We start from the raw sequence: 19,809 nt of genomic DNA, 5'->3' as shown, positions 1-19,809 counted from the left end.
AGTTACACGCCGCGGGGTGGAGCAGTTCGGTAGCTCGCTGGGCTCATAACCCAGAGGTCACAGGTTCAAATCCTGTCCCCGCAACGGAAAAGAAGTCCGGTCCACCATCTGGTGGGCCGGACTTCTTGCTTTCCCGGGCGCCCGCGCCCAAAGTGTCACGGCGCGGGCGTGCCTTCGATGGCGAGGATGGTGACGTCGACGTGGCCGACGGCCAAGCCGCTCGCCCTGATGACGTCGACGGCGACTTCCTGCACTTCACGGGCCAGGTCGAGCGCAGGTCTCGAGATGTTCGTCGCCAGCTCGACGTGCAGGTCCAGGACGCCGTCGGTGAGGGAGAGAACCAGTCCGTCGCGGGTAGCGACTGCCGGGGGCGGGGTGTCGGGCCGGACGTTCCGGTGGAGTTGGCTGACCGACGCGACTTTCCAGCGCGTCAGGACACTGCGCATGGTCGGTTCCAGGCGGACGACGCCCGGGTGCCGGCCGAGCGCGGTGCCGAGCGTGTCGGCGATGGAGTCGAGATCGACGACCCGCGCATGGAAGGGCTGCTCAGACGTCATAGAGATCCTCCACACCGATGTCGATCTGTTGCATGGTGATCCCCGTCTGCGCCTGCACGATGGTGCCGACCCGTTCGCGTAGCAGAGTCACGGTGGCGGGAATCCTTACCTGGGAGGACAGCGCGACGGTGAGCGTGATCCGCACGTCCTCGCCGTCGACCGCCGCCGTCGACGGCGGCCCTGCCGGTGAGGTCTGTGGTTCCCGGGTGCCGGCAATGGTGCATCGGCGAGCGCGGACGCCGGGCAGGGTGGAGGCAGCAAACCGGATCAGGCCGGTGAGTGCCTGTTCGCTGATGTCGATGGTCCCCCGAGGTGTGGTGCCAAGGGGAACACGTCGGCTGCGCCGTATCTCCGCCCGGGCGACCATCAGGATCGCTGCCCGCACTCGACGGCTCGGTCGCAGGGCCGGGTCACTGCGGTCACGGTCGCGCATGGACCTGGTAACCGCTTCGAGGTGCTCGAGGGCGGCTCGCGCGCTCTGACAATCCCGGCATGTTCGTTCGTGGATGCTGGCCGGTCGGTCGATGGATTCCCAGACATCGTCGATGATCCGTCCGCACCCCAATCGGGGCTGCCCCTCGTTCATCGCCATGGCTCCATCCCTTCTGCGAGAATCCGCCTGGTCCGGGCGATGCGCCCTCGAACCGTACTCTCCGGCAGTCGCACGATCGCTGCGATCTCGGTGTAGGAGAACTCATGGACATCGCGCAGTAGCCAGCAGGCCCGCGGACCGGCCGGGACTGCCCGCACGAGACAGGCAAGGGCCTGCATCTGCGCTTCCGCCTCGTAGCGCAGCGCCGGGTCCTGGCAGATCCCGCCTCCGCGCGCATCCCATTGATTCCTGAGTTCGGCCTCTCCTACGGCGGAAGCGCCGTGGGAGCCACCGGGGACGGGCTCGTCGTCGAACGAGTCAGGGGCAGCCGGGTGGCGTCGGCGGCTTCGGAGGTTGTTGAAGCATTTGTTCGTGGCCGCACGGTAGAGCCAGGGGGTGAACGCCTGGGGGGCTGCAAGGTCCGGCAGGCCCCGCCGGGCGGCGATGAACGTCTCCTGCACGATGTCCTCGGCTTCCGCATAATCGTCGAGCATCCTGAAAGCCAACCGGAACACCCCGCCCTCATGGGTGGAGAGCAGCCATTCGAAGGCGTGGACATCGCCGTTCTGCGCTCGAGCGACGATGGTGAGCTCGTCCAGGTCGTCCAGCGCCTCCGCCGACGCCAGGACTGCAGGGTGCCCGGGAGCCTCGGTGGCAAGGGCCGTACGAGACGCGCCCTGCACAGGTCCAGTGCCCGATTCAAGGACCTGTCCAGGGCTCGGTCCGGAGCCCGCGTGCAGTTCCGAGGGGGATCCCGCCGGGGAGGAAGGCCGGTGGCATCCAGGCTCGGGTCCCATGGCACCTGCCCCCTTCCGGACCTCACTGCAGCTCTGCAGTTGCGGCACGTCGACGTGCTGCTCAGCATAGGGGGAGCACTTCGTGCCCAACAGTCGTCCGCGCCGGATCGAGGAAAATATGTGGCCTGTCGACGTGACGTTTCGGGCTTGCTGGTGTCTTTAAGGGTGTACGGCACCAACACCTCACACAGGAGGATCGATCGACATGACAGAGGATCAGAGCACCGCAGCACGTCGGGCAGCAGTCGTCCCCAACACGGGCGAGGAGCAGAAGCGCCAGGCGGAGCAGTCCCGTGAAGCCGAGCAGGCACGGCCGGTGGGCCCGCTGCAGACCAGCCAGGGCAACACCACCATCAACGAGACCGTCGTGCAGAAGATCGCCGGCATCGCCACTCGCGAGGTCCCCGGCGTATACGCCATGGGCAGTGCAAGCCGGCGCGCGTTCAGCAGCATCTCCGAGCGCATTCCCGGATCACGGACGAATGTCAGTGGCGGGGTCACGGTGGAGAAGGGTGAGCGTCAGGCAGCTGTCGATCTCAGCATCATCGTCGAGTACGGTGCCTCCATCGTCGAGGTCAGCCAGATGATCCGCCGCAACGTCATCTCCTCCGTCGAGGAAGCCACCGGCCTGGAGGTCCTCGAGGTCAACATCAACGTCACCGACGTGCACCTCCCTGACGACGAAGAGCACGATACGGACGAGCCGGCCCATGCAGCCCTGCAGTAGCACTCGCGCGGTGGTCCGGGGCCATGAACGCGCTCCCACGCCGGTGATGGCCACGGGGCCGGGCGTCGACGGATCCTCGCAGATCCCTCCTGTCCGCCGCCCTCCGGGCAGCGGACCTCGTGTGAATGCGCCCGTGGAGGGCGCTGTACGGAAAGGCAACCGATCATGAGCACAACAGCTATGGGACTGCTGGCCGGCCTCGTCCTGGGATGGGCTGCGGCCTTCGGTGGCTTCTACGAGTTCGTCGTCGTCGCGTTCTTCGGTGCCGTCGGACTGATCGTCGCCCGCGTCATCGACGGCAAGCTCGACCTCGGATCCCTGACCGGACGCTCCACCACCCGCAGGTGAGCGACATGGACGACATCACCGAAGGGAGAACACCGACGGAGAGCTCCGCCAGGCACCCTCGGACGCTCCCCTCCCCGCTGCGCTCCACCGCGTCGCCGACGTCGACCGGCTCCGATCCGTCGACACGGGGGACCCTGGTCATCGCTGAGCGAGCGATCGAGAAAGTGGCGAGCAACGCGGCCTCGAACGTCCCGGGCGTCAGCGGACCCTCTGGCGGCTTCCTCGGTCTCGGTGCCCGCCACAGCGACACGGCGCGGCCGAAGGCCGCCGTGCAACTCAACGGACTCATCGCGTCCCTCCGTCTCGAGGTCGGCATCACGTACCCGGCACCGCTGAAGCAGACCAGCGAACTGTTGCGGGAGCGGGTCCGCGAGGAAGTCTCACGGATCTGCGGACTCGACGTCCGGCAGGTCGACATCGACATCGACACCCTCGCCGACCTCACGAAGAGTCAGGGCCGAAGGGAGCTCGCATGAGCCGCCCCGCCACCCCACCCAGCAGAACGCAGTCGCTGCACCGACGGTCCAGCCGCTCGCTACCCGCGACGCTCACGGCACTGGTCCTGCTCTCGGCAGCGGTGGCCGGAGCGTGGATGGGCATCACCCGGATCGCGACCGGCTCCTGGCCGGACTTCCTTCGCTCAGGGCGCGAGGCCTCTGCTTCCCTGACCTGGAACAGCCCGACCGTGATCACCGCATCGATCATCGCGGCCCTGCTCGGACTGATCCTGCTCCTGGCAGCCCTGCTGCCGGGCCGGCACAGCACTGTTCGACTGAACGAGCCGGACGGCCGTCGGGCAGGCAACTCCGAGGCGGTCCTCACCCGTCGCGGGCTCAGCAAGATCGCTGCAGCGCACGTCGATCGCATGGACGGGGTCGACCGGAGCTCGGTGACGACCACTGCCAAGCGGATGGACGTCAGCGTGCGCACCCCGCTGCATGACGCAGGCGACCTCGGCAACCGCCTCCAAGCGTCCCTCGACACCAGGATGGACGATCTGGGAATCACGCCGAAACCCGTCATCAGGGTGCGCGTCGGCACGACCAACGACTGATGCCACCCGTCGGCGATGACCGACCGAGGACCACCCACCACTCACGACGGCATTCAAGGGAAGAAGGAACTCATGAGGGAAACTGCCGGACGGCTCAACCGGACCTGGCTGGCCATCATCGGGCTCCTCGTCCTTCTCCTCGGCGCGGCCGGGCTCCTGCTGGCCAGTGGGGCCGCCGCCACCGTCACCGGGGCCCTGAACGCCGGATTCATTCCCGCGCGACCCTCCGACACGGTGGTTCCGGCCGGACTCCGTGACGCCTTCACGGCCGACGCGGCGCCCCTCGTCCTGACAGCCCTCGCCGTGCTCGTCGGATTTCTGGCCCTGCTATGGCTACTCGCACAGGTCCCACGCCGGCATCCTGCCCGCACCTTCCGGCTGCACACCGACGACGGAGGCACCGGTTACACGCGGTGCGAGCCCAAAGTCCTCGCCGAAGCCGTCGAGAACCATGTGCTACGACTCCCCGGAGTCACCGGAGCGGACGCGTTACTCAGGGGAAGCGCCACCGAACCCGATCTGTTCCTCACGGTCCGCGTCGACGACCGTGCGGACCTGCAGGACCTGCTGCACCTCATCCACACCGACGTGGCAGCAGACCTCGAAACGGCCCTGGAAACACCGCTGCGCAATCTCGCTGTCCTGGTCACCGTCGGGAACCAGCAGCGCAACGACAGCACTGCCGTCCTCTGAGCACAGCCCTCGTCGCCCCGAGGCCACCGACGATCGGAGGGGGTGACGGGCAGCAGACCGGGTCGAGCGCCGCGGTCATTCTCCTGGCTCGACCTGTGACTGCGCGGCCGCGACACGCCACTTCGCCCAGGGCCAGATGCCGTCGATCTCCACCTCGAGGGAGAAGCTGAGCGCTATGCGGATCGCGACGATGCCCGCGAGCACCGCCACGCTCTGCGGGGTCTGGTCGACGAGGATGGTGCGGATGATGTCGGCGACGATGAGGATCTCCAGCCCGAGGAGGATCGCACGGCCCACGTTCCGGCGTAACCGCTCGTACGCCTTCCCTCGGGAATCCGCTCGCCGCATCGACGGCACCGCGGCCACGAGGGCGAATCCGGCGCCGACGATCATGATCAGTGCGCCGACGACCTCGATGACGAGGACCCCGACGGAGACGACCTCCTCAAACACGCTGCGTGTCCCTCGCCGGCGGGGCCATGCCGACGACGGGCTCGCCCTCGACCCGCACGTCCACCTCGACGGCCGGCGGCCGTTGCAGCAGTTCGAGCAGCAGGATGGCGATCAGCGCGGCGGCCGCCGTCCAGAGGGTCACCCCCGGCGTCAGCGGCCTCACGAACAGCACGATGGCCGCACCGATGACGGCGATCCCGATCCGGATGTACCGGCGCGAGCTGTAGAGGAACGCACCGAACCTTCCGGTGGTCGCTCCGTTGCTCTCCGCCGCCGCGCGTGCCCGCCTGGCCGTGTCGACCGTCAGGCGGCGCACCGCCACGGCGCCCCGGAACGGCCCCGCGAGGTAGGCGACGACGGCCGTGGTCACGCCCGCCACCCCGACGGCGAGGGCCGTCGAGTAGAGCAGGGGGACGAGGGCGTCATAGATCGCCTCGGCGGCGCCCGACGGCATGTACTGCGGTGAGAGCGCGGCGACCGTGGCGACGCGTCCGATGGCCACGCCGAGGGCGAGGAACGCCATCGCGACCGCCAGACCGAGACCGGCCCAGATCAGCGCCCGTGCCCTCCTCCGTGCGACGAGGACGCCGGCGGCGAGCAGGGCGATGCTCACCCAGGGGAGCACGAGGCCGAGCACGTCGACGGCCTGGTAGGCCGAGCGGGCCTGGACGAGCTCATCGGACTGGGCCACGACGATCGTGCGGTCGACCTCGGGGATGCGGTCGGCCAGTGAGAAGCCCTGCGCCGTCAGCTGCTCCTTGACCGCGGCGACGATCGGTCCGAGCTGGATGCCTACCTCGCCCGCGTCGCTGATCACGACGGCGCCGGAGGTGTCTCCGCTGAGGGCGGACGTCAGCCCGTCGTGGCTTCTCCTCAGCGCCTGGTCCCACACCTGTTCGAAGGCGTCGGAGGCGATGAGCTGCTCGGTCGTGGAACGGATCAGCGACTGGGCACCCTCCACGGCCGGCTGTTCGAGCAGCTGGAGCGCGGTGGCGGCCCTCGGCGGGAGGTCGAGGGTGGCGATCCCGTCGAACAGGTCCGAGGTGATCGTCTCGATGTCGACGCTCTCGTTGATGGCCGCGGTGATCTCATCGACCAGGTAGGTCTGGAAGGCCGGATCGTCGAGGATCGGGGACACGGTGGCGACGAACTGGTCGGTGTTGGTGACTTCGGCCTTCGTCCACGCCGCGACGACGGCGAGCGGGGCGAGGAGCACCCCGAGCGCGATCAGCAGCACGGCGAGGAACGCCCGCCCACGTCCGGTCCGGCGGACGCGTGCGGGCGGTGGCGTCCCGACGGGATCGGCGTGGAGCTGCGACTGCAGCCGGGCGATCTCCGCCGACAGCCTTGCGATTTCCTGGTCTCGGGTCTCGGTGACATGCATCTGCACTGCGCCTCTCGAGTCGGAGGATGGCGTGGGAGTACGCCTGGGATTCGGGCCGGCCTGCCGGGCGCTCGGGGCGGCGAGGGGTCCGCCGGTCCATGAAGGTCGAGGCGGCGGACCCTCACCACTTCACGAGGACCTCGGCGTGGAGCCGCCCCGGTCTGTCACTCGGCCACGATGTCGCGGCCGTGGAGGACGGCCGCCCAGATGACGAAGATGTCGAGCGCGATGACGGTCAGGCTCCACAGCGGGTAGTAGGGCATCCACACGAAACTCGCGACCATGCTGACACAGGCCACGATGACGGCGACCGTCCTGGCCCAGGTCGCACCCTGGAACAGGGCCACGCCGGCGACCGCCACGACCACGCCGAGGATGAGGTGGACCCAGCCCCACGTGGTGATGTCGAACGCCAGGACGTACTCGGGCAGCACGACGTAGAACGTGTCGTTCAGGAGTGCGACGATGCCCTGGAAGGCGTGGAAGACGCCGATCATGATCATCAGGGTGCCGGCGAGGACGGTCACGCCGACGGCTCCTTCGCTGCGCCGGGAGGTGGATTGGTCGAAGTTGGTGGTCGAGGTCCTGCTGTCGTTCGACATGCTGACTACTCCTTGGTCGGGCCCCCGGGGGGACGCATTGGCTACCGGACCTGCCCTTGCGGGTAGTCCACCGTGGCCCTGCCCGAGGCCGGGCCATGTGTACACCCCGAGAATCCTGCACGGCGGCTGCACCCGCATCACCCCAAGATGGTGAGCACGCGGATGGTGGTCGGCGGGCGGCAGGGGACTCACGGCCGCCGGGCCGGGGGAGGGTCATCCGCGCCGGATGATGCGCCGCCCGGCGGGACGTGGGCCCCCACGTAGGGGGAACGGCTTCGACGGACACGGAAGAAGTCCGGTCAACCATCGGGTGGGCCGGACTGCTGGGTCTCGGTCTGCCGCGGCATCGCGGGCGCCGCCGGTGGCGCAGGAGGGGATGGACCCGGACGCGGGCTCAGCCCTGCGAGAGGGCCTTGAAGGCGCTCAACGCCCGCTCCCGGCTCTCCTTGAGGTCCACGACCGGTTCGGGGTAGCCGGGCGCCGCTCCCTTCCATGGCTCGTGGATGTTGTCGGCGTCGGCGAGTTCAGGGACGAAGCGGAGGAGATACCGCCCCTCGCGGTCGAACTTCTTGCTCTGCAGCACCGGGTTGAAGATCCGGAAGTAGGGACTGGCATCCGCCCCCGATCCGGCCACCCACTGCCAGCTTGCGGCGTTGCTCGCCGCATCGGCATCGACGAGGCAGTCCCAGAACCACCGTTCTCCCACGCGCCAGTCGATCAGGAGGTTCTTGATGAGGAATGACGCCGTCGCCATGCGCACCCGGTTGTGCATCCAGCCGATCTCCCACATCTGGCGCATACCGGCATCGATCAGGGGGTAGCCCGTGCGGCCGCGCTGCCAGGCTTCCAGCTCCGACTGCGAGGAACTCTCCCAGGCGAAGGCATTGAACTCGGGACGATAGTTGACGGTGGCGAGCTCGGGATTGAAGTACAGGAGTTGCCAGCTGAATTCGCGCCAGCCGAGCTCGGACCCGAAGACACGGATGTCCTCCGCCGTCGAGCTGTCCTTGTGGTCCTGCGCCGCGTGCCAGACCTCGAACGGGCTGATCTCGCCGAAGCGCAGGTGGGGGGAGAGCATGCTGGTGCCCTGGACCGCGGGGAGATTGCGGTTGTCCTTGTAGCCGTGGGCGGCACCGTCGAGGAAGTCGTCCAGACGGGCATGGGCGCCGGCCTCGCCCGGTGTCCAGGTCTCCCGCAGTCCCTGCGCCCAGTCCGGCGTGGTCGGGAGCAGTCCCCAGGCGTCCAGATCGTCGGAAGCCAGCTTCGGGCCCCTGAGGGACGTCGGAGCGGGCAGGGGAGTGCGCGGGGTCCTGAACGTGAGGCAGGCCCTCCAGAAGGGCGTGAACACCTTGTAGGCCTCGCCCGCGCCGGACACCACCTCCCACGGTTCGTACATGAGGTTGGCCTGGAAGCTCGTGGCCTCGACCCCCTGGTCCGTCAAGGAGGTCTTGAGCGTCGCATCCACGGTGCGTTCGACCAGACCGTAGCGCCGGTTCCAGAGGACCGACCGCGCCGACGACTCCTCGACGAGCTGCGGCAGGACCTCCGCCGCCGCCCCCCGCCGCAGCACGAGCGGTATTCCGAGCTCGCCGAGGGACCCGGCCAGTGAGGCGAGCGAGTGGTGGAGCCACCAGCGGGACGCGCCACCCAGGGGGCGGATGCCGTCGGTGCGATCATCGAGCACGTAGCAGGCGACGACGTCGTCGCCCTGCTCCGCCGCCCTGGCGAGCGCCGGGTTGTCGGAGATCCGAAGGTCGTCGCGGAACCACACCAGTGTCACAGCCATGCACTCAATCTACCGGCGGGCTCCGACAGTCCGGGCCGCGGACGCAGCAGGGGACCGCAGCCTGACGGCTGCGGTCCCCTGCTGTCCATCCTGGTCCTGACCGGTCACCGGCCGGACCGGACCGGATCAGTAGGTGGTCTCGCTCCTTGTCGCCGGAGCGCCGGTGGAGGCGCTCGGGTCGATGGCGGCGTCGGCATCACTGTCGGCGCCCTGGCCGATCGCGGACTGCGACCCGGAGCCGGACTTCAGCGCCGCGAGGCGGGCTTCGATCTCGGTCTGCTCCCCGAGGTCCTCGAGGCTCTCGAACTGGGCATCCAGGCTGGACGATACTAGTTCCTGCTGACCGCGGACCTTGGCCTCCTCACGACGGATCTTCTCCTCGAAGCGGCCCACCTCGCTCGTCGGGTCCATGAAGTCGATGCTCTTGACGGCGTCGTGCACCTGCTGCTGGGCCTGCGCGGTGCGCGAGCGGGCGATCAGCTGGTCACGCTTGACCGTGAGCTCGTTGAGCTTGCCCCTCATCTGGTTCAGGCCGGTCTTGAGCTTCTCGACGATCTCCGTCTGGGAGGCGATGGTCGGCTCGGCGCCCTTCGCCTCGTTCTCCGACGCCATCTGACGCTGGATCGCGACCTTGGCGAGGTTGTCGAACTTCTGGGCGTCGGCGGTGTCGCCGGAAGCGCGGTACTCATCGGCCTTGCGGGAGGCGGCGAGGGCCTTGTTGCCCCAGCTGCGGGCGTTCTCGATGTCCTCGTTGTAGTCGTCCTGCATCATCCGCAGGTTGCCGATGGTCTGGGCGACGGCGCTCTCCGCCTCGGCGATGCTGTTGGTGAAGTCCCGGACCATCTGGTCCAGCATCTTCTGCGGATCCTCCGCCTGGTCGAGCAACGCATTGATGTTGGCCCGGGTCAGTTGAGCCATCCTGCCGAATATCGACTGCTTTACCATTGATTTCCCTTTCGATTCTGCGAATGATCCTTGTGTCCGGCCGCCCGAGGGCGGCTAGAAGTCGCCGAAGCCGCCGCCGAAGTCCCCGAAGCCGCCCCCGCCTCCGCCGAAGCCGCCGAAGCCGCCTCCGCCGAAGCTCCCGCCGTCACCTCCGAAGCCGCCTCCGAAGCCGCCGACGTCGTGGTGCCCGCCGCCGAAGCCACCGCCGTTGAGCAGGCCGCCGAGCAGGATGCCGCCGAGGAGGGCGCCGCCCATCCCGTCGCCGCCGCGGCCTCCGTACCGGCCGCCCATGCCCATGCCTCCGCCGCCGAAACCGTCGACGTCCTGCTCCGCGAGCTGGGCTGCCTGCTCGGCGAGCATGGTCGCCTGCTGGGCGTGGGACAGCGCGGTCACCGGGTCCGAGCGCTGGAGGTCGACGGCGTAGTCGAAGTTGCGTTCGGCTTCGGCCAGGCGAGTCCGGGCTTCGCTGCCCACGCCGCCGCGACGGGCACGGATGTAGTCGGCGGTCCCGGAGATGCTCGACTGCGCCGCGATCAGCGCGTGCTGGAGGGCGTCCTGTGCGCGCCGGGTGTTCTCCGCCTGGTCGCGCACGCCACCGAGCGCGGCGTCGAGCTGTGCTTGTGCCGCCTCCAGGCGCTGGAGCAGGGCCAGCGGATTGCTGCGCCCGTTCTGCCGCTCCTGGCGCACCGTCGCGACGGCGGCCTGGAGGGCCGCAATGGGTCCGGCGAGGTCGCGGTACTGCCCCGTGCGGTCCATGGCCTGGGCTTGCGCGAGGTCCTGCTCGCTGTCGGGCAGCGCGCGGTCGAGCTCGCGCTCGGCGCCGCCCAGTTCCTCCGCGCGCTTGTCGATCGCATCGAGCAGGACGGTGCTCTGGTGTACCGACTCCTCGGCAGCGCGGACGGCGACGACGGCACGCCCGGTGTCTCCCTGGGCCATCCGCGCCTGCGCTTCGGTGGCCGCGCTGCCGACGAAGGCCAGGCGCTCGCGGGCCTGCTCGATGTTGTCGGATACCTGGGTGGTGGCGGACTCGAGGTAGCGGGCCTGCAGGGTCCGCAGGGTCCCCTCGGCGGCGGAGAACCGCCGGCCGGCCTCGTCGGCGGCGGACTGCGCACGGCGCAGGGCGTCCGGTGCGTTCCGCTCGAGCTCGCGCAGCGCGTCGAAGTCCTCCTTGTGCTCCTGCAGGGAGGCATTCACGTCCTCGCACCGGCGGATGATCTCCCCGAGCCATTGGCGCTGCTGCTGCTCGGTGTCCGGGATGTGATCGTCGAGCTGCTGCTGGAGTTTGAAGGACTCGCCCATGTGCTGCTTCGCGGTCGCGATGTCCTGGGAGAACGTGGCGATGGCCTCGGCCCCGTACTGCGCCTCCGCGAAGCCGAGCTCCTGCTCGCTGGACTTGATGGCGTCGTCGGCGGCGATCAGGAGGCTGCCCGCCCGCTTGCGCAGGTCCTCCACGCTCAGGGCCGCGAGCGGATCCACGATCTCGCCCTCGGAGGACGGTACCGGCCCGTAGCCGTATTCCTCGCGTTTGCGCTGCGCGCTGCCGGCGCCGCTCCTCTTGAGCAGCATGTAGCCGCCGGCACCCGCTACGGCGACGAGCCCGCCGACGAGCACCAGGCCGCCGAGGCCACTGCCGCCCGAACCGCCGCCGTCCTGGGACGTCCCGTCACCCGGGGAACCGCCGGTCCCGCCGGCGAGCGCCTGATCGACCCCCTCCACCGCTGCGAGACCGCCTCCCAGCCAGTCATCGGCCTGCAGTTCCGGGATGACGTAGCTGGTGCGGATCTCCTGAACCGAGGGGTAGATCCCCGACTGCTCTCCGGCCACGAACCCCACCTCACGCTGGTCCACCGCGACGGCCAGGACGGCCTCGTCGGCGGACGACGCGTTCGCGATGGCGACCTCCTCCGCCCACTGCCCGGCGTTGCTCGGGTTCTCGAAGGTGTCGACGTAGGCCACCCGGACGGTGAATCCCTCCGACGCCTGCAGGTCTGCGACGGCGGCTTCGAGTTCGCTCTCCTCCTCGGGGCTGAGCACTCCGGCATTGTCGATCACGTAGTCCCCGGACGGGAAGGTGATCGGTTCGTCGGCGAACGCCGCGGTGCCCGAGACCAGTGGGATCGCCACGACGGCGCCCAGCACAGCAGAGACGCGGGTGCGCCTGCTCATCATTCGCATCTTCGACCCTTCAGCACGTCCTCCGGGCCTGTCCGGTCCCAGGACTGAGGCCGGTGGATGCCGGAGGCTCCCTGTCTTTCCGATTCTATGGTTGGCGTGGGGGAGCGTCCACCATCGACACCTATGCCCCTAGCGAAAGGCACGGCCTCCATCGACGCCGGACGGCGGTGCACCCGCGCCCTGGTCGGGGATGTCGGAGGATACTGGGGTCAGGAGCCCCGACGGCGTCGTGCCGCAGCAGCACATCTCCAGCGACTTCCCAGATTCCGCACAGCGGACGCATGCGGAAGGCTCAGGGAAAGTTGTCATGATGTTGTCAACAGCAACGAAAGGACCCCCATGAACGAGCAGCCGGGTAACCCCGACCGACCCCTGCCTCCCCAGCCGCAGACTCCGCCGTCGTGGGGCACGGGCGCATCCCACCCCGTGACGGAGACCCAGCCGGTCGCTGGACCGCCCACCGCGCAGCATCCTGTCACCGGTCCGGAGCCGACGGTCGAACCGCAGGCAGGGTCCCAGCCGGGAGGGTCCCAGCCGGCAGGGTCCCAGCAGGCCCCGTCCGTCTCCCGTCCCGGCTCCCACCCCGCCTACACGGGACACCAGCCCTTCTACGGCGAGCAGAACCGGGCCCACGGCCATGCCGAGCCGAACGCCGTGGGCCGCACGGGGAGCAGGGGGCGTCGGCGTGTGGGCATGGCCACCTTCGCCGCGGGCGTGCTCGCTGCCGGGCTGGTCGGCGGAGGCGTCGCGGCAGCAGGCCTCGGCGCCCTCGACGACGATCCGACGGCGGGGATCTCCCAGGCCGCGCCCGAGTCGATCGTGGTGAACAACACCGACGACGTCAACACCATCACCGGAGCGGCCGTCAAGGCCTCGCCCAGCGTGGTCACGATCGCGGTCAGCGGCGGGACCTCTGGCGGTTCCGGCTCCGGGATCATCCTCGACACCGACGGGCACATCCTGACCAACACGCATGTCGTGACCCTCGGCGGCCAGGTCTCCGACCCGGCCGTGGAGGTCAAGCTCAACGACGGACGGGTGTTCCCGGCGACGGTCGTCGGGACCGACCCGCTGAGCGACCTCGCCGTCATCAAGATCGACGCACCGGACCTCACCGCCGCCACCCTCGGCAATTCCGACGAACTCAACGTCGGAGACACGGCGATCGCCATCGGCGCCCCGCTGGGTCTCAGCGGAACGGTTACGGACGGCATCGTCTCGACGCTGAACAGGACCATCAGCGTGGCGTCCTCCGCCGTGCCGGAGGAACAACCGGACAGCGGGCAGTCCGACGACGGTGAAGGATTCAACTTCCTGCCCCCGGGCGGTTCGAGCGGACAGCAGCCGCAGGCGCAGGGGTCCATCTTCCTCAACGTGATCCAGACCGACGCCGCCATCAACCAGGGCAATTCGGGCGGCGCGCTCGTCGACGCGGACGGCCGGATCATCGGCGTCAACGTCGCGATCGCGTCGGGCGGCTCCGGGGAGTCCACGGGCAACATCGGAGTGGGCTTCTCCATCCCGATCAACTACGCGGACCGCATCGCCCAGGAGATCATCTCCGAGGGCGAGGCGACGCACGGCTTCCTCGGGGTCAGCGTCACGCCGGCCGGGAGCGACGGAGCCCAGAGCACGTCCACCTTCCCCGCCGGAGCGCTTGTCGAACGGGTCGAGCCGGGATCACCCGCGGAGGACGCCGGGCTGCAGGTCGGCGACGTGATCACCAGGGTGGGCACCTACACCATCAGCGACCCCCAGTCCCTCACCGCGGCGGTCCGGATCCAGACGGTCGGGCAGCAGGTGCCGATCGAGGTGGTGCGGAGCGGTGAGTCCCGGTCGGTGGACGTGACGCTGGCGCAGGCTCCCACGCAGTAGCGGACACCGAGCACGCCGACGACACGGCAGGTCGGCGCCCGAGCAGGAGGCGGTCCCGGATCAGGGACCGCCTCCTGCTCGTTGACCGGTAGGAGCGGGAGCGCATGCGATCGCGGTGCGCCAGCAGGACCTCGGTCCGTGTCACCCCCACTATGGTTAGCTAGTCGATGGGAAGATCCCCGGACGAGGAAGGTCATCAATGGACGAGGCCACAGCAAGCGGACTGCGCATCGCGGTCCTAGTGAAGCATGTTCCGGACGCTCAGTTCGATCGCCACATCAGCGGCGAGGACCTGACGACCGTCCGTGCGGAGAGCATCCTCTGCGAGCTCGACGAGTATGCGCTCGAAGCGGCCCTGCAGCTCGTCGAGGCCCACGGGGGAGCCGCAGCCGGGCACCGCGTCACGGCGATCACCATGGGCCCCCCGGCCGCAGTGAACGCGGTGAAGAAGTCCCTCCAGATCGGGGCGGACGAAGGCGTCCACCTGACCGATGACGCGCTCACCGGCTCCGATGCCTCCGCCACGTCGAGGGCCCTCGCCGCCCTCGTGCAGCACGTCGGACCCTTCGACCTCGTCCTGACCGGGATGGCGTCCACGGACGGCGAGACCTCCCTCGTGCCGGCACAGCTGGCCGAACGGATCGGCCTGCCCCAGGTGACGTTCGCGGCGTCGCTCGACCTGACGCCCGGCGACGGCGGCTGGACGCTCGCCGCGCGACGGGACAGCGACACGTATGCGGAGACCATCGAGGCCTCACTGCCTGCCCTGGTGTCGGTGACCGACCAGATCAACGATCCCCGCTACCCGAACTTCAAGGGCATCATGGCGGCGAAGAAGAAGCAGATCCAGGTCCTGTCCCTGGCGGACATCGGTGTGCGGCCGGACGAGGTCGGGTTCGCCGGATCATGGACGTCGGTGCAGGCGGCCGCTCCCAGGCCGCCCCGGAGCCAGGGCGTCGTGATCACCGACGACGGCGACGCGGGCATCAGGCTCGTCGACTTCCTCGCCGGACAGAAGCTCCTCTAGCCGGTGCCCGCCCGCTCGTCCGTTCCTTCCAGGAGGGTTCCCTCATGACCTCGGTCCTCGTATTCCTCGACCACCCCGCAGCGAGTCTCGCCAAGAGCGAGCGCGAACTGCTCTCGCTCGCCGCCTCGCTCGGCGATGTCGCCGTAGCCCTCGCCGACGAGGCCGGACAGGCCTATCTCGACGGCATCGGCTCCTACGGCGTGCAGCGGTACTACCGACCGGAGGACTCGGCCGTCTCGGAGGTGCTCGTGGCCGGGAAGGCCGCGTTCCTCGCCGAGGCCGTGCGGGCTTCCGGCGCCGGGATCGTGCTGCTCGGCAACTCCTACGAATCGAAGGAGATCGCCGCCCGGCTGGGCATCAAGCTCGACTCCGGAGTCATCACGGACGTCGTGGGGCTCGACGCCGACCTGACGGCGACCAAGTCGGATTTCGCCGGCTCCTACACCGTGCAGTGCCGCGTGACGACCGGCGTCGCCATCCTGACGGTCAAGCCGAACAGCTTCGAGGCGGTGGAGGCCGGGCTTCCGTCCTCCCCCGAGGAGGTCAGCGTCGCCGTCGAGCTCCCCCGTGCCGCGGCGCGCATCACGGGCCGGGTGGAGAAGCCGGCGAGCGGCCGGCCCGAGCTCACGGAGGCCCGCGTGATCGTCGCGGGCGGCCGCGGCGTGGACGGCGACTTCGGCCCGCTGGAGGACCTCGCGGACGCGCTGGGCGGCGCGGTCGGTGCGTCGCGGGCCGCCACCGACGCCGGGTGGATCGAGCATTCCGCGCAGATCGGCCAGACCGGCAAGACGGTGTCCCCCCAGCTGTACATCTCGGCGGGTATCTCGGGAGCGATCCAGCAGAAGGCCGGGATGCAGACCTCCAAGGTGATCGTCGCCATCAACAAGGACGCCGATTCACCCATCTTCGAGATCGCCGATTTCGGGATCGTCGGTGACCTGACCACGGTGTTGCCGCAGGCCACCGAGGAGATCCGGAAGCGCGGGCTGTAGCAGGTGCCGATCGGACCGGACTCCGCGCCTCCCGGACGCGTCCTCGTCTTCGCCGCCCACCCGGACGACATCGACTTCGGTGCGTCCGCCACGATCGCCCGGTGGACCGCCGCCGGCGCGGAGGTCGGCTACTGCATCCTGACGGACGGTGACGCCGGAGGATTCTCCGACGAGGACCGGCCCGGGCTGGCCGCGCTCCGACGGGAGGAACAGGTCGCCGCAGCCGGGCTCGTGGGCGTCACGGACGTCACCTTCCTGGGCGAGCCCGACGGCTATCTCCAGCCGACGGACGGCGTCATCCGGCAGATCGTCCGGCGCATGCGGGAGGTGCGTCCGGACATCGTCCTGTCCATGCACCCCGAGCGCAGCTGGGACCGGATCCAGAAGAGCCATCCGGACCACCTCGCCTGCGGGGAGGCCGTAACGCGCGCCATCTACCCGGCGGTCGAGAACCCCTTCGCGTACCCGGAGCTCGAGGCGGCGGGGCTGAAGAGTTTCCGTGTCCCCTGGTTGTGGTTCTACGGCGGCCCCGCGCATCTCGAGAACCGCTTCGTCGACGTCACGGGAGCCGAGGACACCAAGATCGCGGCGATCAGCGCCCATCGCAGCCAGCATCCCGATGTGGAGCGGATGCGGGCGCGGGTCCGGGACATCCTCCGGGACAATGCGCGTCGCGGCGGCCTGCCGGAGGGACGCAGCGCCGAGTCCTTCCACGTGGTGGGCATCAACACCGACGAGACGATCGCCGGCTTCTAGCCCTGCCGTCGACGCCGCCGGTGCTCAGGCCCCGAGCGGGATCTGGGCGACGATGGGCAGGGTGGGTGTCGCCGACCCGCCGTCGGGCTCGACGGTGATCGCGATCGCGCTGTACCCGCTGATGTCCTCGAGTTCCGTGACCTTCGTCCCGGCGACGTCCTCCCCGGTCATCGTGCCCACGGATTCCGGCTCCGCTCCGTCCGCGGGGATCCGCCACATCTGGTAGACGTGCCCGGGGGTCGGCGCGGGGACTCCGCTGAGCGTGACCACGGCCGCGTTCTCCTCGCCGGAGACCGCGAGGTCCGCCGTCCCGCCCGACGCGAGGGCGAGCTGCGCCGTCCTGACGTCCGAGGCCTGGAGGACCTGCTCCTGGAGCGTGGTCTGCTGCAGGGTCTGCGCGATGGTCACGCCACCGACCGCCAGCACGGCGGCCGCGGCGGCTGCCACCACCCAGCGTGCGGCGCGTGAGGACATCGAGGCCTTCGCCGTGCGGCGCTTCGCCAGCTCGTCCTGTCCGGCGTCGTGTCCCGTGTCGGGTGCGGTCGGTCCACCGATCGCGTACACCCCTGCGGTGTCGGTACCGGTCGCCGCGGGCGTCGGGTCCGCGTCGCCGGCGGCCCGGGGCAGCCTGGCGAGGATGCGTTCGAAGAGATCGGCGGGCGGGTCCATCTGCTCGCTCGCGTAGGCGGTGGTCACCGTCTCACGGCACGTGCGGACACGCTCCGTGAACGTCGCGCTGACGGCCGGATCGGCATCCGCCAGGAACGCATCGATGATGCGGCGTTCGTCCGCGCTGATGGCGTCGAGCGCGTAGAGCTCGGCCCACTCGAGGACGTGGCCTCGGGCCAGGTCCGTGCCGAGGTCATCGGCGAACTGTCGGTTCATATCCTTGTCCTGCATCTCAGGTCACCCCCAAACATGTCTTCAGTCGGAGTAATCCGTCTCGGATCCTCGATTTGATGGTCGGTACCGCGACGCCGAGCCTCTCGGCCACCTCGCGGTAGGTGAGTCCGCCGTAGTAGGCGAGCTTCACCGACTCCTGCTGCGTCGCCGTCAGCGTGTCCAGGCACCGCACGACGCTCTCCGCCTCGAGCCGCTGGGTCACGGTGTCGACGACGTCGTCGTGATCCACCGTCTGGGTGGCGGCCCCGTACCGCGCCTCACGGTCCGTCGCGCTCTGTTCCGAGCGCACCTTGTCCACGGCGCGGCGGTGGGCGAGGGTCATGAGCCAGGCCATGGGACTGCCGAGGGACGGGTTGAAGCGGTCCGCGGTGTTCCACACCTGGAGGTAGACCTCCTGGGTGGCGTCCTCGCTGAGTTCGGGGTCGATGAGCACGCGCCGTGCAAGCCCGTAGACGCGCTTCGAGGTCTGCTCGTAGAACAGGGCGAAGGCGGTGCGATCCTGTCGTGCGATCCTCGACAGCAGATCGGTCAGGGTAGGACCGGCGCCGGGATCAGCGGCGGACTCGTCCGACGCGGGAGCTACGGGGCTGACCCGGCTTACTCGTGGCGTTTCCATAGGGCTCCAGCATAAAGCGCCCGCGGCCCCACGCCGAACGGCGCCGGAACCCGCGCGGCGCCCGTACCGTGCACGTCCTTCACGAACAAGCACCATCCCACGCCCCCCGCTGGTTTTGACCATCCCGCTGACATGGGGTATTCGAAGCTGCACGGCCGGTGGATGGTCCGGCCGGCACGCCTACTGCGCCGGCCGGTAATCGGCGACCGCGATCAGGGAGTCGGCGTCGAGGACGAAGGCGTCGCCGAGCCGCTCCGCGAAGACCGACCGCACGCGCAGCAGAATCTCGGGGTCGTCGGGCAGCAGCCCGCGGAATCCGCTGCCGAGCACCAGGGACCAGGCGCCGTCCGGGTCGAGCGGGACCGTCAGCCCGAACTGCTCGACCCGCACGTTCGTCAGCCCCCGCGCGTGCAGCCAGTCTGTCAGGAGCTCCACGGAGGCCAGTCTCCTGCAGTTCTCGACGAAGGCCGTCCCGGACGACCGCCCCGACGCCTCCAGGCCGTGGATACCGTCGGCGCCGTCCTCGTCCGTGCCGGAGGGGAGGACCTCGCGCAGGACGTCGAGGAGGATGCCCCCGAACCGTTCCAGGGCGCCGTCGTCCCAGGTGCTCAGGGCGATCCTCCCGCCCGGCCGCAGCAGGCCGACGATCCGGTCCATGCCGGCGTCCAGGTCCTCGAGGAGGAGAACGCCGTAGCAGCTCACGACGGCGTCGTACGGCGCGTCGGGCGTCCACTCCGCCGGGTCCACCCGATGGAAGAAGACGCCGTTTAGGGCCAGTGCCTCCGCCTTGGCTTCGGCGAGGTCCAGCATGGCCGGGGAGCGGTCGACGGCGTCGACGCGTCCGTCCGGTCCGGTGAGCTGCGCGGCAGGGATGGTCCCCGTGCCCGTTGCTGCGAACACGTCGAGCACGCGCTCGCCGACGAGGATGTCGGCGGCCGCGACCACCGCGTTGCCCACCGGGTTCCAGACGGCCGGAGCGAGGCGGTCGTGGTCCTCGGCCCCGCCGTCGGGCAGTGTTGCGGCATGACGAGCGGACATCGGGGCTCCTAGGCGTGGATCATCGCTGGGCCCCCGCGAAGCCCTGCTGACGCCAGGCTTCGTAGAGGACGATGGATGCGGTGTTGGCGAGGTTGAGCGATCGACGGGACGGCAGCATGGGCACGCGGACCCTGGACGTGACGTGGGGGTCCTGCTTCACCTCCGACGGCAGCCCGTCGGACTCGCGCCCGAACAGCAGCACGTCCCCGGGCTCGTAGGCGATGTCCGTGTAGGGCACGTCGCCCTCGGACGTGAAGGCGAACACCCGGCCCGGCTGCAGGGCGGCCCAGGCGTCGTCGAGGCTCTTGTGCACGTGCAGCACCGTGAGGTCGTGGTAGTCGAGCCCCGCCCGCTTCAGCTTCGAATCCTCCAGGCTGAAGCCCAGCGGCTCGACGAGGTGCAGTTCGGCGCCGGCGACGGCTGCGAGCCGGATGGCGGCACCGGTGTTGCCGGGGATCTCGGGCGTGTGGAAGAGGATGCGGAACACGG

At 69.6% G+C, this 19,809-nt stretch carries 22 protein-coding genes and 1 tRNA gene; 10 read left to right on the top strand and 13 right to left on the bottom strand.

Features of this window, described 5'->3' with window-relative positions; translation table 11 throughout:
* Nucleotides 1–10: 10 nt before the first annotated feature.
* Nucleotides 11–84: transfer RNA gene (locus CXQ92_RS05605), tRNA-Met, on the top strand.
* 71 nt (nt 85–155) lie between these two features.
* Here CXQ92_RS05605 and CXQ92_RS05600 read toward each other — a convergent pair.
* Genes CXQ92_RS05600 through CXQ92_RS05590 form a run of 3 tightly spaced genes read right to left on the bottom strand, consistent with a single transcriptional unit; the run spans nt 156 to nt 1,832 of the window.
* Nucleotides 156–557: a hypothetical protein gene (locus CXQ92_RS05600; protein WP_104165959.1), complete on the bottom strand. Its 402-nt coding sequence runs from the start codon at nt 555–557 to the stop codon at nt 156–158.
* Nucleotides 547–1,149: an Asp23/Gls24 family envelope stress response protein gene (locus tag CXQ92_RS05595; protein ID WP_104165957.1), complete on the bottom strand. Its 603-nt coding sequence runs from the start codon at nt 1,147–1,149 to the stop codon at nt 547–549. Before CXQ92_RS05595 ends, CXQ92_RS05600 begins: the two co-directional genes overlap by 11 nt.
* Nucleotides 1,140–1,832 carry an RNA polymerase sigma factor gene (locus CXQ92_RS05590; RefSeq protein ID WP_181033557.1) on the bottom strand — a complete coding sequence of 231 codons (693 nt, stop codon included), beginning with the start codon at nt 1,830–1,832 and terminating at the stop codon, nt 1,140–1,142. The genes CXQ92_RS05595 and CXQ92_RS05590 overlap by 10 nt, the downstream gene beginning before the upstream one ends.
* A gap of 319 nt (nt 1,833–2,151) precedes the next feature.
* Between CXQ92_RS05590 and CXQ92_RS05585 the strand changes: the two genes are divergently transcribed.
* The 5 genes from CXQ92_RS05585 (at nt 2,152) to CXQ92_RS05565 (ending at nt 4,768) form a co-directional block, all read left to right on the top strand.
* On the top strand, nt 2,152–2,673 hold the full coding sequence (locus tag CXQ92_RS05585; protein WP_104165954.1) for an Asp23/Gls24 family envelope stress response protein: 522 nt from the start codon (nt 2,152–2,154) through the stop codon (nt 2,671–2,673).
* A 165-nt stretch (nt 2,674–2,838) separates the two neighbouring features.
* Complete coding sequence (locus CXQ92_RS05580; RefSeq protein WP_104165952.1) at nt 2,839–3,021, top strand: hypothetical protein; 183 nt, start codon at nt 2,839–2,841, stop codon at nt 3,019–3,021.
* 5 nt (nt 3,022–3,026) lie between these two features.
* On the top strand, nt 3,027–3,497 hold the full coding sequence (locus tag CXQ92_RS05575) for an Asp23/Gls24 family envelope stress response protein (protein WP_104165950.1): 471 nt from the start codon (nt 3,027–3,029) through the stop codon (nt 3,495–3,497).
* Nucleotides 3,494–4,075 carry a DUF6286 domain-containing protein gene (locus CXQ92_RS05570; RefSeq protein WP_146067396.1) on the top strand — a complete coding sequence of 194 codons (582 nt, stop codon included), beginning with the start codon at nt 3,494–3,496 and terminating at the stop codon, nt 4,073–4,075. Before CXQ92_RS05575 ends, CXQ92_RS05570 begins: the two co-directional genes overlap by 4 nt.
* Nucleotides 4,076–4,147: 72 nt before the next feature.
* Nucleotides 4,148–4,768 (top strand): hypothetical protein, encoded by a 621-nt coding sequence (locus CXQ92_RS05565; protein ID WP_104165946.1) that lies wholly within the window; start codon nt 4,148–4,150, stop codon nt 4,766–4,768.
* Nucleotides 4,769–4,843: 75 nt separating this feature from the next.
* On the opposite strand, the gene CXQ92_RS05560 is transcribed toward CXQ92_RS05565, so the two are convergent.
* From CXQ92_RS05560 to CXQ92_RS05535, 6 genes are all read right to left on the bottom strand, one after another.
* Complete coding sequence (locus tag CXQ92_RS05560; protein WP_258069725.1) at nt 4,844–5,221, bottom strand: DUF1622 domain-containing protein; 378 nt, start codon at nt 5,219–5,221, stop codon at nt 4,844–4,846.
* Entirely contained in the window at nt 5,214–6,605 is a 1,392-nt protein-coding gene (locus CXQ92_RS05555; protein WP_146067395.1) for a hypothetical protein, read from the bottom strand. The genes CXQ92_RS05560 and CXQ92_RS05555 overlap by 8 nt, the downstream gene beginning before the upstream one ends.
* 164 nt (nt 6,606–6,769) lie before the next feature.
* Nucleotides 6,770–7,207, bottom strand: a complete 438-nt coding sequence (locus tag CXQ92_RS05550; protein ID WP_219815682.1) for a hypothetical protein — start codon at nt 7,205–7,207, stop codon at nt 6,770–6,772.
* Between the two features lie 394 nt (nt 7,208–7,601).
* Nucleotides 7,602–8,993, bottom strand: a complete 1,392-nt coding sequence (locus tag CXQ92_RS05545) for a deoxyribodipyrimidine photo-lyase (protein WP_104165942.1) — start codon at nt 8,991–8,993, stop codon at nt 7,602–7,604.
* 126 nt (nt 8,994–9,119) lie between these two features.
* Nucleotides 9,120–9,938: a PspA/IM30 family protein gene (locus CXQ92_RS05540; RefSeq protein ID WP_104165940.1), complete on the bottom strand. Its 819-nt coding sequence runs from the start codon at nt 9,936–9,938 to the stop codon at nt 9,120–9,122.
* Between the two features lie 54 nt (nt 9,939–9,992).
* Nucleotides 9,993–12,104: a TPM domain-containing protein gene (locus CXQ92_RS05535; RefSeq protein WP_306738427.1), complete on the bottom strand. Its 2,112-nt coding sequence runs from the start codon at nt 12,102–12,104 to the stop codon at nt 9,993–9,995.
* Between the two features lie 348 nt (nt 12,105–12,452).
* On the opposite strand from CXQ92_RS05535, the gene CXQ92_RS05530 reads away from it, so the two are divergent.
* The 4 genes from CXQ92_RS05530 to CXQ92_RS05515 all read left to right on the top strand — a co-directional run bounded on the left by CXQ92_RS05530 (nt 12,453) and on the right by CXQ92_RS05515 (nt 16,763).
* On the top strand, nt 12,453–13,988 hold the full coding sequence (locus CXQ92_RS05530; protein ID WP_104165937.1) for a S1C family serine protease: 1,536 nt from the start codon (nt 12,453–12,455) through the stop codon (nt 13,986–13,988).
* Nucleotides 13,989–14,187: 199 nt separating this feature from the next.
* Entirely contained in the window at nt 14,188–15,015 is an 828-nt protein-coding gene (locus CXQ92_RS05525) for an electron transfer flavoprotein subunit beta/FixA family protein (RefSeq protein ID WP_181033556.1), read from the top strand.
* A gap of 44 nt (nt 15,016–15,059) precedes the next feature.
* Nucleotides 15,060–16,007, top strand: a complete 948-nt coding sequence (locus CXQ92_RS05520) for an electron transfer flavoprotein subunit alpha/FixB family protein (RefSeq protein ID WP_104165935.1) — start codon at nt 15,060–15,062, stop codon at nt 16,005–16,007.
* Nucleotides 16,008–16,010: 3 nt separating this feature from the next.
* On the top strand, nt 16,011–16,763 hold the full coding sequence (locus CXQ92_RS05515; RefSeq protein WP_104165933.1) for a PIG-L deacetylase family protein: 753 nt from the start codon (nt 16,011–16,013) through the stop codon (nt 16,761–16,763).
* Nucleotides 16,764–16,787: 24 nt separating this feature from the next.
* Here the strand turns inward: CXQ92_RS05515 and CXQ92_RS05510 are convergent, their stop codons facing one another.
* From CXQ92_RS05510 to CXQ92_RS05495, 4 genes are all read right to left on the bottom strand, one after another.
* Nucleotides 16,788–17,648 carry an anti-sigma factor gene (locus CXQ92_RS05510; RefSeq protein WP_181033555.1) on the bottom strand — a complete coding sequence of 287 codons (861 nt, stop codon included), beginning with the start codon at nt 17,646–17,648 and terminating at the stop codon, nt 16,788–16,790.
* Between the two features lie 16 nt (nt 17,649–17,664).
* Nucleotides 17,665–18,282: an ECF RNA polymerase sigma factor SigK gene (gene sigK, locus CXQ92_RS05505; RefSeq protein ID WP_104165930.1), complete on the bottom strand. Its 618-nt coding sequence runs from the start codon at nt 18,280–18,282 to the stop codon at nt 17,665–17,667.
* Between the two features lie 180 nt (nt 18,283–18,462).
* Nucleotides 18,463–19,320 carry a class I SAM-dependent methyltransferase gene (locus CXQ92_RS05500; protein WP_104165928.1) on the bottom strand — a complete coding sequence of 286 codons (858 nt, stop codon included), beginning with the start codon at nt 19,318–19,320 and terminating at the stop codon, nt 18,463–18,465.
* A gap of 19 nt (nt 19,321–19,339) precedes the next feature.
* On the bottom strand, nt 19,340–19,807 hold the full coding sequence (locus CXQ92_RS05495; RefSeq protein ID WP_104165927.1) for a tRNA (cytidine(34)-2'-O)-methyltransferase: 468 nt from the start codon (nt 19,805–19,807) through the stop codon (nt 19,340–19,342).
* Nucleotides 19,808–19,809 lie beyond the last annotated feature (2 nt).

The sequence above is a fragment of the Arthrobacter sp. SX1312 genome (assembly GCF_002929295.1).
GTDB lineage: Bacteria > Actinomycetota > Actinomycetes > Actinomycetales > Micrococcaceae > Arthrobacter_D.
This window is presented reverse-complemented; position numbering and strand designations above follow the sequence as displayed.

Bases quoted from the DNA above. Each gene is read 5' to 3' on its own strand.
- CXQ92_RS05510 (WP_181033555.1), bottom strand. From the start codon at position 17,648: ATGAACCGACAGTTCGCCGATGACCTCGGCACGGACCTGGCCCGAGGC.
- CXQ92_RS05535 (WP_306738427.1), bottom strand. From the start codon at position 12,104: ATGAGCAGGCGCACCCGCGTCTCTGCTGTGCTGGGCGCCGTCGTGGCG.
- CXQ92_RS05595 (WP_104165957.1), bottom strand. From the start codon at position 1,149: ATGGCGATGAACGAGGGGCAGCCCCGATTGGGGTGCGGACGGATCATC.
- CXQ92_RS05530 (WP_104165937.1), top strand. From the start codon at position 12,453: ATGAACGAGCAGCCGGGTAACCCCGACCGACCCCTGCCTCCCCAGCCG.
- CXQ92_RS05500 (WP_104165928.1), bottom strand. From the start codon at position 19,320: ATGTCCGCTCGTCATGCCGCAACACTGCCCGACGGCGGGGCCGAGGAC.
- CXQ92_RS05580 (WP_104165952.1), top strand. From the start codon at position 2,839: ATGAGCACAACAGCTATGGGACTGCTGGCCGGCCTCGTCCTGGGATGG.
- CXQ92_RS05540 (WP_104165940.1), bottom strand. From the start codon at position 9,938: ATGGTAAAGCAGTCGATATTCGGCAGGATGGCTCAACTGACCCGGGCC.
- CXQ92_RS05565 (WP_104165946.1), top strand. From the start codon at position 4,148: ATGAGGGAAACTGCCGGACGGCTCAACCGGACCTGGCTGGCCATCATC.
- CXQ92_RS05585 (WP_104165954.1), top strand. From the start codon at position 2,152: ATGACAGAGGATCAGAGCACCGCAGCACGTCGGGCAGCAGTCGTCCCC.
- CXQ92_RS05520 (WP_104165935.1), top strand. From the start codon at position 15,060: ATGACCTCGGTCCTCGTATTCCTCGACCACCCCGCAGCGAGTCTCGCC.
- CXQ92_RS05550 (WP_219815682.1), bottom strand. From the start codon at position 7,207: ATGTCGAACGACAGCAGGACCTCGACCACCAACTTCGACCAATCCACC.
- CXQ92_RS05525 (WP_181033556.1), top strand. From the start codon at position 14,188: ATGGACGAGGCCACAGCAAGCGGACTGCGCATCGCGGTCCTAGTGAAG.
- CXQ92_RS05545 (WP_104165942.1), bottom strand. From the start codon at position 8,993: ATGGCTGTGACACTGGTGTGGTTCCGCGACGACCTTCGGATCTCCGAC.
- CXQ92_RS05575 (WP_104165950.1), top strand. From the start codon at position 3,027: ATGGACGACATCACCGAAGGGAGAACACCGACGGAGAGCTCCGCCAGG.
- sigK (WP_104165930.1), bottom strand. From the start codon at position 18,282: ATGGAAACGCCACGAGTAAGCCGGGTCAGCCCCGTAGCTCCCGCGTCG.
- CXQ92_RS05555 (WP_146067395.1), bottom strand. From the start codon at position 6,605: ATGCATGTCACCGAGACCCGAGACCAGGAAATCGCAAGGCTGTCGGCG.
- CXQ92_RS05600 (WP_104165959.1), bottom strand. From the start codon at position 557: ATGACGTCTGAGCAGCCCTTCCATGCGCGGGTCGTCGATCTCGACTCC.
- CXQ92_RS05570 (WP_146067396.1), top strand. From the start codon at position 3,494: ATGAGCCGCCCCGCCACCCCACCCAGCAGAACGCAGTCGCTGCACCGA.